At 48.5% G+C, this 14,434-nt stretch carries 13 protein-coding genes; 9 read left to right on the top strand and 4 right to left on the bottom strand.

Going from position 1 to position 14,434, the window contains the following annotated elements; translation table 11 throughout:
- Positions 1-21: 21 nt before the first annotated feature.
- Positions 22-228, top strand: coding sequence for a 50S ribosomal protein L31 (gene rpmE, locus E3U44_RS04580; RefSeq protein ID WP_134356876.1), 207 nt, complete (start codon positions 22-24; stop codon positions 226-228).
- A gap of 153 nt (positions 229-381) precedes the next feature.
- Complete coding sequence (locus tag E3U44_RS04585) at positions 382-1,701, top strand: malic enzyme-like NAD(P)-binding protein (protein WP_134356877.1); 1,320 nt, start codon at positions 382-384, stop codon at positions 1,699-1,701.
- Here E3U44_RS04585 and E3U44_RS04590 read toward each other — a convergent pair.
- Both E3U44_RS04590 and E3U44_RS04595 read right to left on the bottom strand, forming a co-directional pair.
- Positions 1,691-2,305: a hypothetical protein gene (locus E3U44_RS04590; RefSeq protein WP_134356878.1), complete on the bottom strand. Its 615-nt coding sequence runs from the start codon at positions 2,303-2,305 to the stop codon at positions 1,691-1,693. The two genes, E3U44_RS04585 and E3U44_RS04590, sit on opposite strands and share 11 nt — an antisense overlap.
- Positions 2,306-2,327: 22 nt before the next feature.
- Positions 2,328-4,766 carry a penicillin-binding protein 1A gene (locus tag E3U44_RS04595; protein WP_134356879.1) on the bottom strand — a complete coding sequence of 813 codons (2,439 nt, stop codon included), beginning with the start codon at positions 4,764-4,766 and terminating at the stop codon, positions 2,328-2,330.
- Between the two features lie 225 nt (positions 4,767-4,991).
- Here E3U44_RS04595 and E3U44_RS04600 point away from each other — a divergent pair, with 225 nt between their 5' ends.
- The 7 genes from E3U44_RS04600 to aroB all read left to right on the top strand — a co-directional run bounded on the left by E3U44_RS04600 (position 4,992) and on the right by aroB (position 11,850).
- Positions 4,992-6,107 carry a pilus assembly protein PilM gene (locus tag E3U44_RS04600; protein ID WP_134356880.1) on the top strand — a complete coding sequence of 372 codons (1,116 nt, stop codon included), beginning with the start codon at positions 4,992-4,994 and terminating at the stop codon, positions 6,105-6,107.
- Positions 6,107-6,676: a PilN domain-containing protein gene (locus E3U44_RS04605; RefSeq protein WP_134356881.1), complete on the top strand. Its 570-nt coding sequence runs from the start codon at positions 6,107-6,109 to the stop codon at positions 6,674-6,676. The genes E3U44_RS04600 and E3U44_RS04605 overlap by 1 nt, the downstream gene beginning before the upstream one ends.
- Positions 6,676-7,293 carry a type IV pilus inner membrane component PilO gene (locus E3U44_RS04610; RefSeq protein ID WP_134356882.1) on the top strand — a complete coding sequence of 206 codons (618 nt, stop codon included), beginning with the start codon at positions 6,676-6,678 and terminating at the stop codon, positions 7,291-7,293. The genes E3U44_RS04605 and E3U44_RS04610 overlap by 1 nt, the downstream gene beginning before the upstream one ends.
- Positions 7,290-7,868 carry a pilus assembly protein PilP gene (locus tag E3U44_RS04615; protein ID WP_134356883.1) on the top strand — a complete coding sequence of 193 codons (579 nt, stop codon included), beginning with the start codon at positions 7,290-7,292 and terminating at the stop codon, positions 7,866-7,868. Before E3U44_RS04610 ends, E3U44_RS04615 begins: the two co-directional genes overlap by 4 nt.
- 16 nt (positions 7,869-7,884) lie before the next feature.
- Positions 7,885-9,984 carry a type IV pilus secretin PilQ gene (locus E3U44_RS04620; protein WP_134356884.1) on the top strand — a complete coding sequence of 700 codons (2,100 nt, stop codon included), beginning with the start codon at positions 7,885-7,887 and terminating at the stop codon, positions 9,982-9,984.
- Positions 9,985-10,152: 168 nt separating this feature from the next.
- Complete coding sequence (aroK, locus tag E3U44_RS04625) at positions 10,153-10,701, top strand: shikimate kinase AroK (protein WP_134356885.1); 549 nt, start codon at positions 10,153-10,155, stop codon at positions 10,699-10,701.
- 72 nt (positions 10,702-10,773) lie between these two features.
- A complete protein-coding gene (gene aroB / locus E3U44_RS04630) occupies positions 10,774-11,850 on the top strand; it encodes a 3-dehydroquinate synthase (protein ID WP_134356886.1) in 1,077 nt (358 codons plus the stop codon).
- 558 nt (positions 11,851-12,408) lie between these two features.
- Here aroB and E3U44_RS04635 read toward each other — a convergent pair.
- Positions 12,409-13,017 carry an amino acid kinase family protein gene (locus tag E3U44_RS04635; RefSeq protein WP_134356887.1) on the bottom strand — a complete coding sequence of 203 codons (609 nt, stop codon included), beginning with the start codon at positions 13,015-13,017 and terminating at the stop codon, positions 12,409-12,411.
- A complete protein-coding gene (gene pabB, locus E3U44_RS04640) occupies positions 13,018-14,433 on the bottom strand; it encodes an aminodeoxychorismate synthase component I (protein WP_134356888.1) in 1,416 nt (471 codons plus the stop codon). It abuts the gene before it with no gap.
- Position 14,434: the final 1 nt, after the last annotated feature.

The following is a 14,434-nucleotide window of genomic DNA, read 5'->3' on the forward strand; positions in this document are numbered from 1 at the left end:
TTAAGTCTTTAGAGAACCCCTATGAAGCAGGATATTCATCCCCGATACAGTGAAATTACGGTGACTTGCAGTTGCGGTAACAGTTTTACTACCCGCTCCACAGCGGGTCATGACCTTCATATTGAAGTGTGTTCCGCCTGTCATCCCTTTTATACTGGTAAGCAAAAGCTGCTGGATACGGCAGGTCGTGTCGATAAGTTCCGGCAAAAATATAATTTGAAATCATAATATTAAAAATCCCAGTCAACCGTATTACCCTCCCCTGAACCAACGGCGCCTACGGTTGAGTACCGCTGTTGCGGTCTCCGCTCTTTAATCGTTGGGGCAGGTGAGTCCTGGGCTTGTTTAAGGGCATTGTGATTAACCCAACATAGGTTTGATATGCATCTGTTGAATCAGCAGGAGTTGACATCTTCTAGTGCGGACTTAGAAACGCCCTCTGGACAAGCTGTGAAAGAACAAAAACTAGGACAGGATTTAACCGCTACTGCCCTAGCCTATCATGCGGAACCGCGACCTGGAAAATTAGAGATCAGCATCACTAAGCCTTGCGCGACCCAGAAGCAACTTAGTTTGGCCTATAGTCCTGGAGTTGCCGCGCCGGTTGGGGCCATCGTGTCTGATCCTGAAGCGGTTTACCGTTACACCGCTAAGGGCAATTTGGTTGCGGTTGTTACCGATGGTAGTGCGGTGTTGGGATTGGGAAATGCTGGGCCTTTAGCTAGCAAACCTGTGATGGAGGGCAAAGCGGTTCTATTTAAATCTTTTGCCGGATTAGATGCCATCGATATTGAGGTGGAAGCGGAGTCCCCTGAGGCATTTGTGGATACTGTGGCCCGTATCGCCCCTACTTTTGGGGCAATTAATCTGGAGGATATTGCTGCCCCCCACTGCTTTAAAATTGAGCAAGCACTGATTGAACGCCTTGATATCCCTGTTCTCCATGATGATCAGCATGGTACGGCGATTACCATTGCTGCGGCCCTCCAAAATGCCCTGGAACTGCAGGAGAAGGTTTTACCGGAAGCCCGCATCGCTTGCGTCGGTGCTGGGGCGGCCGGAATTGCTACACTGCGGCTATTGACTGCCTTAGGCGCACGCAAGGAAAATATTTTGCTCATTGATCGCCAGGGAGTTATTCTTGAAGAGGATCGGCTGCTGCATCCCTATTGCCGTCCTTTTGCCTCTTCCACGCTGAAGCGTACCCTCGCAGAAGCAGTAAACGGGGCGGATATCTTCATTGGCGTGGCAGCCCCTGACCTGTTGACTGTAGAGATGCTAAAATCCATGGCTTCGCGGCCTATAGTGTTTGCTCTCTCCAATCCAGATCCGGAGATTGATCCGAACTTGGCTCATGCCGTTCGGAGTGATTTAATCTTGGCCACAGGGCGCACTGACTATCCTAATCAGGTGAATAACGTGTTGGTCTTTCCTTTTCTGTTCCGTGCTGCCCTGGATGTCCGCGCCAGTTGTATCAACGATCCCATGAAAATTGCCGCTGTTCAGGCATTGGCTGAGTTGGCCAAGGAACCCGTTCCTGAGCAAGTGCTGGAGGCCTATGGCGAGAACCATCTTGGTTTTGGGCCAGATTATATCCTCCCTAAGCCGCTGGATCCCCGTTTGAGAGAGTTTGTGACGGCCGCCGTTGCCCAGGCAGCTATCGAATCAGGCGTTGCCCGAATTAATAAAATTAACCTATAGGCTGAATTTCTGCCTCCAATAGAGACTGGACTTCTTTACGGCCTGCTCGGCGCATGGGTTTTCCATCTATCGGGCTGAGTGGTGCGTGGCGAATACCTTTAGGGGGAAATACGGTGAGTTCCACGGTGACCTCTCCCGCTATGAACCGAAAAACCGGAAAACTTTGAAGGACTTTAGAGGAAAAGGATAGTTGCCGAGATTTGAGCTGGAAAGGAATCCCAGCTTCTGTGAGAAATAAGGCAACCTCTTCTTCTGTATCAGCGAAGAGATGAAGATTGATGTCCGAATATTCGGAAGCCAGCCCGCTGAGTACCGACCCGACTAGGTGCGGGTTGTAGCGGCTAAAAAAGCCCATTGCTTCTAAAGCCATCTGACGTAGCTTTTCTAAGGTGGCCGGTTGAGAATTTGATTTAAATAGGCGTAAATAAGCCCCTACAGCCTGCTCTATTTCTTGGTTAGTGGGCAAATTTCGGGTATCTGCGGCTCCTAGAGCAGTGGCTGCCTTGCGCTTGGCTTGATAGTAGCTTTTGATTCCGTGCTCGACCATAAGCCGAGCCGCCTCTGTAGCGATGTATTCTCTCATCTGCTGGTCTTTTCTAGACATAAGCACTACTATTCAATTTTGTTTAAAATAACTGCTCGGTAATAGGCGTGTCTGTTTTCGCGCTGCTACTGTTCTGGCGGCTTGAAGTGGCGTACTTGACCGGAGCATTCTCAGTGAGAAAAGTCTCAAAAATAGCATTCGGGGTATTGGGTCCTGCAAGCAATCCAGTCTCGGGATCAATACGTACTGTGACTATGCCCTTGGGGGGAGTAAGGGGTTTTTCTGGCTTGCCATTTAGCACGGCATCCATATAGTTTATCCACATTGGAAGTGCCGCCCGTGCGCCCGTTTCGAAGCTTCCTAACGACTTTGGTTGATCAAAACCAACCCAGGAAACAGCAACGAGTTTGGAGTTAAAACCTGAGAACCAAGCATCGTGTTGATCATTGGTGGTTCCCGTTTTACCTGCTAGATCATTTCGCCCAAGTTGTTTCGCCCGTCGCCCTGTACCATAACGAATAACATCTTGTAGCATGCTATAGATAAGATAAGCATTTTGCGGAGTAATTACCCGAGGGGCCGGAATAGGTTGGCTAATCAGTCCTGCATCTTGTAAGGGAGCCGATATTAAATTAGGGGCAAGGGCCTGTCCTGCCTCCAGCTCTTCGCAGTGTTGACAAACTTGGGGTGGGCGTGCTTGGAAGATGATTTGCCCATTAGCATTTTCAATTCGTTCAATTAAATGGGGTTTGATGAGGTATCCCCCATTGGCGAAGACGGCAAAGCCGCGTGCCATTTCTAAGGGAGAGGCACTACCGCTGCCTAGTGCTAGGGATAGACTCTGAGGCAATTGTTCGGGTTTAAATCCAAAACGTTGAATATATTCAATGGCATAATCAATGCCAATAGCACGCAGTAACCGGACAGAAACTAGATTTCTGGAATGGATTAAAGCCACCCTAAGGCGAGTTGGGCCGTAAAAACGTCCGCTATAGTTCTCTGGCCGCCAGACACTCTCTAGCCCAGGTTCATCTAATACTATCGGTGCATCATTGATAATGCTGGCAGCGGTATAGCCCTTATTTAGGGCAGAAGAATAGAGAAATGGCTTGAAACTCGACCCGGGTTGTCGTTGAGATTGAGTTGCCCGATTAAATTTGCTTCGATAAAAATCAAAGCCCCCACTGAGGGCGGTAATCCCCCCATTGTCAGGGGAAAGGGAGATAATGGCACCCTCTACTTGGGGTATTTGCGCTAACTGCCATCCCCCCTCAGGGAGCGCTTCTAGTCGAATGAGATCCCCTGCCTTAATGATATCTGCGGCTTGTTGGGGCTTTTTCCCTAATGTGTTAACCCCTTGGTAAGGTTGAGCCCAAGATAACCCTTCCCAAGAAAGGAGGATTTCGCCGTCAGTCTTGGTGTAGACCCGGCTCGTTTGCTCCTTGGTGGCAAGCACCAGGGCGGGCACCAAGCTGTTGGCTACTCTGTACTGAAATAGGGCCTGACGATAGAACGCCTCGTCAGCCCTTTCTGGTAGCTCAATATGCTGCTCTGGGCCTCGAAACCCATGCCGCCGATCATAAGCAACCAGTGTGGAGCGCAAGGCGTTATTTGCCGCTTCCTGATGCTCAGCCTGGAGAGTCGTATAAACATTATAACCGGCCGTATAAATATCGGAGCCGTACTCCTCAAACAATTGGCTTCGCGCCATTTCTGCCACAAAGGGGGCATCTAGTTCGACGGGCAATCCGTGGAATTTTGCCGTAATCGGTTGGGTCACCGCATTTTGGTAGGTTTTATCATCGATGTATCCAACTTCATACATGCGCCGGAGCACATAATTCCTTCGCAGTAAGGCCCGCTCTGGATTTACTAGGGGGTTGTAATGGGAGGGAGCTTTTGGTAAGCCCGCCACCATCGCCAGTTGTGACAGCTCAAGTTTATCCAGAGTCGTGCCGTAATATACCTGGGCAGCGGCGGCAACTCCGTAAGCGCGGTTGCCTAGATAGATCTTGTTTAAATAGAGCTCAATGATGTTCTGTTTACTAAGTTCTCGTTCGATCTGAAGAGCTAACAGAATTTCATTTAGCTTACGTAAGTAGGTTTTTTCTCTACTTAAAAAGAAATTGCGGGCGACTTGCATAGTAATAGTGCTGCCGCCTTGGCCTTTTTTGCCGGTCTTTATCAGATATAAGGCAGCACGGAGAATACCTTGATAGTCGACACCGGGATGCTCATAGAAACGGTCATCTTCTGCAGCCAGAACGGCCTTAACCAGCAAGTCTGGAAACTGTTTAAAAGGTAAAGGGGTGCGGCGTTTTTCTCCATATTCAGCAATAAGCTTTCCTTCCTGGGAATAAACGCGGAGGGGGACCTGAAGCTGAACATTCCTGAGAGCCTCGGTAGAAGGTAGTTGGGGGACTAGGTAAAAGTATATCCCGATGGCAATAAGGATACCAATTGTTGTGGTAGTAAGCAACAAAACCGCAATCCAGCGGAGCAAGCGAGGGAGATATGTCATGAAAGTTAATGGACAAGCATGTGATTTATATCAAAGGAACGTGGTTAGGAACAGTATAAAACGTGTATCCAACTTAAGCTACGACCTTGGTCTACCACCTGAGTTCAGCACAAGCAAAGCTATTCAGTCAAGCCGTGGTTGTAATTGGAAAAAATCTTTATAGGGCTGTGGTGAGGCAAAGGGGTCGTCTTCGGTTAAAGGCAGGCAATATCGACGGGTGCGCTTATGCTAAATTCATTGGATCGTATTAGTAATTCACTTGACTCTGGGAAAAAATCATCGAGCTTATTTTCTCGCAAACCTCCTTTTCTGTTGGGGATAGATATAAGCTCATCAGCCGTCAAGCTGCTTGAACTTAGCCGAAAGGGAGAACGCTCTTGTGTAGAAAATTATGCGATTGAGCCTTTGCCACCTCATACTGTGGTTGAAAATAAGGTTGAAGATGTGGAAGCCCTTGGTGAGGCGATTAAAAGGGCGGTTAAACGTTCGGGAACCCGAATAAAAAAAGCGGCTGCAGCAGTCGCTGGTTCAGCAGTAATTACGAAGATCATCTCCGTTCCAAATACCCTTTCAGAGCGCGAACTCGAGAGTCAGATCGAGTTAGAGGCAGGACAGTATATTCCTTACCCCCTGGAGGAAGTTAATCTGGATTTTGAGGTGCTGACTCCCTCTGAAAAAGATCCTGAAGCAGTGGATGTGCTGCTTGCTGCTTGCCGCAGTGAAAACGTTGAAGCACGGGTAGCCGCATTGGAACTGGCAGGCTTAACACCCGCAGTAATGGATGTAGAGGCTTATGCTATGGAAAAAGTTTTTCCTTTGATTGCGAGCCAGATGCCGAGCCGAGGGAAAGGGCAAACCATTGCTGTTGTGGATGTAGGTGCAACTTTAACCACGATTAATGTGTTGCATGATTACAAAATTATTTATACCCGGGAACAAATATTTGGTGGTAATCAGCTTACGGAAGAAATACAACGGCGATATGGCTTGTCCTATGAGGAAGCTAATTTAGCGAAGCGTCAAGGGGGATTGCCAGATAATTATATTCCCGAGATCTTAGAACCTTTCAAAAAGGCAATTGCCCAGCAGGTCAGCCGTGCTTTTCAATTCTTCTTTTCTTCAACCCAATATAACAGCGTTGATCATGTGGTATTGGCAGGTGGATGTGCTTCTATTCCTGGAGTAGACGAACTGATTGAGCATATGGCGGGTACTACTGTTTCGATTGCGAATCCTTTTGCTGATATGGCGTTAGGCTCTCAGGTTAAAGCTAAGGAGTTGTACAGTGATGCTCCAGCTTTGATGACTGCCTGCGGCTTAGCACTTAGGAGTTTTGATTAATGGCTCGTATCAATTTATTGCCTTGGCGTGAAGCCCAGCGCAAAGAACGGGAAAAACAATTTTATCTCGCCTTGGGTTTCGGGGCAGTTCTAGCGGCCAGTATTGTCTTTTATATCAACTCGTATATTAATGGCTTAATCGATAACCAAACTCAACGCAATAAATTCTTACAAGATCAGATAGCCATTGTAGATAAGCAGATACATAAAATTAAGGATTTGGAAAAAGAGAAAGAGAAGCTTCTGGCACGTATGGAAATAATTCAGAAGCTTCAAGCTAGCCGGCCCCAGATTGTGCACCTTTTTGATGAAATAGTTCGAATGCTTCCTAATGGGATTCATTTGGAGAATATAAAGCGTCAAGGGCATACCAATATATTACACGGTGTGGCTGAGTCAAATGCTCGGGTTTCTGTCTTCATGCGCAATTTAGATTCTTCTCCCGTATTTCAAGATCCTCGATTAGATGTCATCGAGAGAACAGGAAATAACCAACGAGCCGTGCGTAATTTTACGCTTCGCGTGCATGAGAACCATACCAATAGCCACGGCGATACGGGGGCGTTGTAATGAATCTATCAGAACTCAATGAACTTGACTTCAGTGAAGTTGGTGATTGGCCCATTATTGCTAAGGCCATTGCGGTTATTTTGCTCTGCGCTTCAGTGGCGGGTGGCGGTTATTGGTTTTTTACTAAAGACAAGCTGCTACAGCTCGAGGAGCTTGAAAATAAGGAGCCGGAGCTGAAAGCCACTTTTGAAGCTAAACAGAAGAAGGCAGCCAACTTAGAAGCCTACGAAAAACAGATGGAGGAGATGAAGCTTTCCTTCGGCGCCATGCTGCGGCAATTACCTAGTAAGACAGAGGTTGCCGACTTATTAGTTGATGTTTCTCAAACAGGGCTGTCAAGTGGGTTGGAATTTGAACTATTCAAACCGGGCTCTGAAGTACCAGCAGATTTTTATGCTGAATTACCTATTCAAATTCGGGTCATTGGCGACTATCACCAATTTGGAGAATTCGTGAGCAAGGTGGCGGCTCTTCCCCGTATTGTGACCTTACACGATTTTTCTATCGAAGGTGAGAAGAAGGAGACCGGGCAGCTAGCAATGGATATTACCGCCAAGACTTACCGTTATTTTGACGAAGGCGAGGTAGTAATGGGCCAAAAGCGGGGTAAAAAATGAATAATGTGCAGCATATTAAGAAAGAAATCAAACTGAGTTCTCCAGCAGGAACCATGGGTTTGCTTGGTGTTTTATTGATTTCAGTATCCGGCTGTAGCGATGAGCAGTTGATCGATCTAAAACAATATGTGGAGCAGGTAAAATCTCGTCCTAAAGGGACGATTGAATCCTTGCCAGAAATCAAACCCCATGAAACTTTTACTTATCAAGCGGCTGAGTTGCGCAATCCTTTTATTCCCACCGTAGTAGAACTCCCTCCGGGACCCATGGCAAAGATGAGTCCTGGATCTAAGAATACCCTTAAGCCTAATCTGAATCGACATAGAGAAGCTTTGGAGGAATATCCCCTCGCTTCGCTTAAGATGGTAGGTCTACTTGAACAAGGGGAGGAGGTTTGGGCGATTGTTCGAGCCTCCGATGGAATTTTATATCGTGTTAAAAAAGGTAATTATATGGGCCGAAACTATGGCAGGATTACCCACATTAACGAAGAAATGATTGAACTCACCGAGATCGTCTCTGATGAGCAGGGCGGTTGGTTAGAGCGCCAGAACATGCTGGCATTGGCGGAGTAGTAATAAGGGGAAGCTAATGAAGTCCACGCACACAGTCGTTCCATCTATTTCTAGTCAGGCGTGCGGACAGCGCTGTTTCCTCCACGCTTTAATAGGTCTGCTGCTCCTGTGTTTGTTGCCCTGTACAGCCTGGGCTGCTACCGAATTGCAGGACATTGAATATTCATCCTTACCGGGTGAGGGAGTCCAGCTTCAGTTGGAGTTCTCAACGCCGGTTTCTGAACCTAAGTTCTTTGCAATTGATAATCCAGCTCGAATTGTATTAGATTTTCCAGGAGTCAAAATCGGCACAACGCCTCGATCCCAGAATATTGGAGTAGGGATGACCCGGAGTGTCACTATGGTGGAGGCAGCAGATCGAACCCGGGTCGTGATCAATTTGGTTCAGAGCGCGGCTTTTGAAACTCGGGTAGAGAAAAATATCGTTTATGTCACTGTAAACGGTTCTTCTATAGTCGCTTCAGCTAGACCAGATACGGCTGCTAATGACGGGCAGTATTTGATCAAAAATATTGATTTTCGGCGTGGCGAGGACGGTGAAGGCCGAGTGATTGTATCTCTTTCGGATGCCCAGACTCCAGTAGATATCCGGGAGGAAGGGGAGCGTATTATCGTTGATTTTATGAATACTTCCCTGCCCAAGGAGTTTGAGCGGCGCCTTGATGTTTTGGACTTTGCTACGCCGGTTAAACTTATCGATACTTTTGCCAAGGATGGGAGTGTGCGCATGATTATTAGTCCCACTGAAGCAGAACATGAGCACCTTTCTTATCAGTCCGAGGATACCTTAATTATCGAACTCAAGCCGCTCACGAAAAAGGAAAAGGAATTAGCCAAGAAAAAGGAGTTTGGCTATGTGGGCGAAAAACTTTCTTTAAATTTCCAGAACATTGAGGTACGCGCTGTTTTGCAGTTGATTGCCGATTTCACGGGATTAAATCTGGTAGCAAGCGATACGGTGCAAGGCAATGTAACCCTGCGGCTCAAGAATGTACCCTGGGATCAGGCTTTGGATATTATCCTCAAAACTAAAGGACTGGATATGCGCCGTACGGGTAATGTGATCTTAGTGGCACCGACTGAAGAGATTGCAACTCGTGAAAGGCTGGAGTTAGAAGCTAGAAAACAGGTGGAAGAGCTAGCACCGCTGCGCTCTGAATTTATTCAGGTGAACTTTGCCAAGGCTAGCGACCTTGCTGCGCTTATCCAAGCTGAAGAAAATACTCTTTTGTCGCCGCGAGGCCATGTGACGGTTGATGAGCGCACTAACACCTTACTGGTAATGGATACGGCCGACAGGTTAGCGGATCTTAGAAAGTTGGTGGCTCGCCTAGATATTCCAGTGCGTCAGGTGCTGATTGAGTCCCGTATTGTCATTGCTAATAGTGATTTCAGCAAGGATCTGGGGATCCGGTTTGGTTTAAGCAAGCGAGAAGATACTGGCGGGGCTTTTGATGAAGTGGTCACCTCGGGTTCGCTCAATGGCACGACCCAGATCATCAATAGGGAGACTTTGGAGCTTCAGGATCGGATGAATGTCAATTTGCCTGTAACCCGGCAAGACGCAGCGCGGATTGCCCTCGCCCTGACCAAGCTGCCTCTGGGTAACCTGTTAGAGTTGGAACTCTCCGCTCTTCAGGCAGAAGGACGTGGTGAGGTGATTTCCAATCCACGGGTTATCACCTCTAATCAGAAGGAAGCATTGATTGAACAGGGTACCGAAATTCCCTTTCAACAAGCCACCTCCAGCGGTGCTACTTCCGTTTCCTTTAAGAAGGCCGTGCTGAGCCTAAAGGTGATTCCTCAAATTACGCCTGATGATAGAATTATCATGGACTTAACGGTGAACAAAGACAGTGTGGGGCAAGTTTTTAATGGGGTGCCCAGCATCGATACCCGCGAGGTCGCAACCCAGGTGCTTGTCGACAACGGTCAAACCGTCGTGCTCGGCGGAATTTATGAGCAGGAGCAGAACCGAGCGAGCCGCCGGGTACCCTTTTTAGGGGATTTGCCCTATGTGGGGACATTGTTCCGGAACAAATCGGAGGTGAACAATAAGGATGAACTCCTCATCTTTGTGACCCCTAAGATTATCAAGGAGGGAATAAAGTTATAATCCCCAGCTACCGCTATATCTGAATAAGAAGGTCGAGTTCTCCTAGAGGGCTCGATTTTCTTATTTTGGCCGCCATTACTGTACAATAGTCATTCGTGTGGCGGCTCTTCCCCTTAGGCATGAGCTATTCTTTGTGCAGGTCGCCTATTAGCGATTTGTGGATTCAATATGGCTAGAAATATTTTCCTTGTGGGCCCAATGGGGGCCGGTAAAACAACCCTTGGTCGGTGCTTAGCAAAGACGCTGGGCAGAAAATTTTATGATAGTGATCGTGAAATTGAGTGCCGTACCGGGGTCAGTATCCCCGTTATCTTTGAAATCGAGGGGGAGGCCGGTTTCCGGCAGCGTGAAAGTAAAGTTATTGCTGAGCTTACCCAGCTAAACAATATTATATTGGCTACCGGGGGGGGAGTGGTGCTTGCCCTCGAGAATCGGCAAAAAATAGCACAGCGAGGAACCGTCGTCTATTTGTATGCATCCCCAGAACAACTATATCGCCGTACTGCCCATGATAACAGCCGTCCTTTATTACAGACGGAGAATCCGTTAGAGCGCTTGAAGCGCTTACTCAAGGAGCGTGATCCCCTGTATCGAGAGGTAGCGGATATCACTATCAAAACAGGCGAACGGCCAATCAAGGCCGTTGCCAATGAAGTGCTCCGGCAGCTTAAACGGTATGGAAATGTTCACGGGCAGAAATTTTCCGCCATACGCTAAAAGTAGCGAGGGCAGAATGACTTTAAATAAAGTAGCCTGCCTTTTTGCAAGGCTATAGGTGTTTGTTGCTTTATGATTACAGTACAAGTCGACCTTCAAGAACGCAGTTATCCCATCTATATTGGCAGCAGTCTGTTAGACCAGGGCCACCTTTTGGTAAAGCATATCGTGGGATCTGAGGTCATGGTCGTCACTAATGAGACGGTGGCGCCTTTATATCTAGAGGCCCTTTTGAAGGGGCTCAAAGACTACCGCTGTGCCCAAGTAATTCTGCCTGATGGTGAGCAATATAAGACTTTGGAGGTACTGGGGCGGATTTTTGATGGGTTGCTTAAAGCCCACTTTTCCAGGCACTGCACCGTGATTGCCTTGGGTGGCGGTGTCATTGGTGACATGGCGGGATTCGCCGCGGCCTGTTACCAGCGGGGCGTTGCTTATATCCAGGTTCCTACCACCTTATTAGCCCAGGTGGATTCTTCTGTCGGGGGCAAGACGGCGGTTAATCACCCTCGGGGAAAGAATATGATTGGTGCTTTTTACCAGCCCCGCTGTGTTTTGGCTGATACGGATACCCTCAATACCCTGGATGAGAGGCAGTTGCGGGCGGGAGTGGCTGAAGTGATCAAATATGGCCTTATCCGGGATGCGGCATTTTTTGTCTGGTTAGAGGAGCATATCGATGAGTTATTGGCGCGAAATCCCTTAGCATTGGCACAAGCCATTGAGCGGTCTTGCCATAATAAGGCCGAGGTCGTTGCGGCCGATGAGCGCGAATCAGGGATACGGGCAATTCTTAATCTAGGCCATACTTTTGGCCATGCGATTGAAACAGGTCTGGGGTATGGTACCTGGTTGCATGGTGAAGCGGTGGCGGTGGGTATGGCAATGGCAGCGAATTTGTCAAGGCGGCTAGGGTGGTTGTCGACTCCAGAAGTAAAGCGGGTGCTTAATCTACTGGAGCAGGCGGGGCTTCCTAGGCATGCCCCGCGAGAAATTGATAAGGCTCGCTTCATGGAGCTGATGGCAGTGGATAAAAAAGTCATCGATGGGCATTTGCGCCTGGTATTACTGAAACAGCTGGGGCAGGCTACGGTGACCGGTGATTTTAGACCCGAGCTGCTAGAAGCGACGATAGAGGATTGCCGTTAGGGGAGCCTAGCCAAATTCCGCTGGGATTTTTAGCCTCTTCGTGCGCACAGCGCACGCTACTTGTCGGCTCGTAGGGGCGGTTGAGCAACGCGAAACCGACTGTTAGGTGGCTTTTTGCAAACTTATTTTTTCTGCTGTAAAAAAAAAGCTGCAAATTCTTTTTTATTTCTTCATTCTACACACCCGTCTGCTCCAAAATACCTTATATTTTACAAATACTTATTTTGGTGGTGCTTATTTAAGTGCCTTAATTTTTAAATTTTACGGATATAAACGGCATAAAATATGCCTAATAAGATAGAGGGGGAAATTTACCCTCCAGTAAATAGCAGAGGTATTTACTATGGTTAATATGCAAAGACGTCGGTTTCAAGGAACGTTGACCATCAAAGAGGAAGAGTCCGTGATGAGATTATTCAAATCATGCGGGGGCTTTGTTCTTTTCATAATGGCAACATGGCTATTGGCATTATAACAATATTTATAAATTAAATTTTTTGAGATAATTTATAATATTGTGCCCAGTTAAGGCTTTGTTCTAGCCGATAACTGGGCAATTTATTTATCTGGACAGATCCGGGTTCCCCTATTAGCCATACCTGCCTGGATGATTTGGAGGTAGTCATCGGCGGCAATGCAATAGCAGGGAACCGTCAGGGAATGAAGAAAACGAGGGAAAGCGGCGTCAACGATCCCCTGGGCAGCAAGGGTTCGGGCGCTGATGACCGGTTCCGATAGCCGTACTCTTTTGATCAAGATGAGCCGGCTGGCCTTTAGTTGACCGCTAAGCCAGGCCGCTAGGCTGTCAGAGGTAACCTCCCAGCTTTCTGGAATGGCAGGTTGATCCAATAGCTCGGCTGCGGGCAACCAAATCGGAACTCCCTGTTGGCTGAGTGCCTGTTTGATGTCTTTACGGCTGGCTGCGAGGCAAAGTCTAGGTTCCAAGCCCTGTAGCAAGCGGCCAAACTGTTCCATGGCAAGCAAGGCCATCCCATGGGCGCAGGAATCGGATACCCTCCAGCGGTTTTGGGCATGGCGTACTTGGTCAGCAAAGGGACCCCCACCCGGCACGATGACAATTGGGCCTTCAGAGGTAGCGAGTTGATGAAGCCACCGGGGTAAGCAGTGGCTTTCATAAAGACTGCCGCCAAGCTTGACGACCCACATCTATATCACTCTGCCCGATGCGGGAGCATTATACTCGCTCAAGGTTTGCAAAATAGCTGCTGCTTTATCTAGGGTTTCCTGGTATTCAGCCTCTTCCACCGAATCGGCAACGATTCCCCCTCCTGCCCAGAAGCGCAAAGAGTTTTGGTTATAAACCAGAGTACGGATCGCAATATTGGTGTCCATGTTGCCTTCAAAACCAATATAGCCCAGGCTGCCACAATAAATCCCGCGGCGGTGGGGTTCTAATTCCTCGATGATCTCCATGGCGCGCACCTTGGGGGCGCCTGTGACTGATCCTCCGGGAAAGCAAGCTTGCAGTAAATCTATGGAGTCTCGCCCGGGTGCCAGTTGACCGCGTACGGTGCTTACTAGGTGGTGGACAGTCGCGAAGGACTCAATAGCACAGAGGCTAGGCACATGAATTGAGCCTGGGAGGCAGACTCGGCCTAGGTCATTACGTAAAAGATCGACGATCATCACATTTTCTGCCCGGTCTTTGGGGCTATTTTGAAGTTCCAGCGCAAATTTATGATCCACCATAGGGTTGGAATCTCGGGGCCGAGTGCCCTTGATGGGGCGGGTTTCAACCCGGCCTTCATTGACGAGTAAGAAGCGCTCCGGCGAGGTGCTCAATACCACCCCTTCTGGGGTGGCGAAGTAGGCACTGAAGGGGGCGGCGTTGCGCAAGCGTAAGCGACGGTAGAGGATCCACGGATCCCCTTGGGCCGGAACTTCAAAGCGTTGTGCTAAATTTGCCTGATAGCAATCTCCTTCACGGATATAGTGTTGGATTCTTGCAAAAGCCTGGTGATAGTCTTCCCGGTCCATGTTGGATTCAATCCGGCCGCATAACCGAAATGGTGATGGGGGTGGCAAGCGACGGGCTTGGCTAAGGTGAAATTTAAGCGCTTCCCATCGTTTCCAAGTACGGGAATCATAACCTTGTCCTAGGAGGAAGCAGCGTCGCTGGTGGTGGTCGACGACAATGACCCAATCATAAAGCCCGACAGCCATCTCTGGCATATGTTCAGCATCAAGGGCAAAGGTGGGCAATTGCTCTAGGCGCCGTCCTAGGTCATAGCTGAAATAGCCCATGGCGCCACCCGCTAAAGGAAGCTCAGGAAAAGCAAGGGGAGGTTTTTTATTGTGGCAGCGGTGCAGTTCAGATTGCAGCAGGGCAAAGGGATTTTCAAGGCTTAAAAAGCTATCATGGCGCTTACAAACCGTCGTTTCGGATCCCCGGCAGCTGAAAGTCACGAAGGGATCCGCGGCAATAATGTCAAAGCGTCCAGATGAGCTAGTGGGCCTGCCGCTATCTAAAAATATGGGCCAGGGCTCCAGACGTATCGCCTCGAATAGCGGTACCGAGTCCTCGCAGTAGGGCAGTTCCGCATATAGAGATTGTGGCTTCATA

It is taken from the genome of Nitrosococcus wardiae, assembly GCF_004421105.1.
GTDB lineage: Bacteria > Pseudomonadota > Gammaproteobacteria > Nitrosococcales > Nitrosococcaceae > Nitrosococcus > Nitrosococcus wardiae.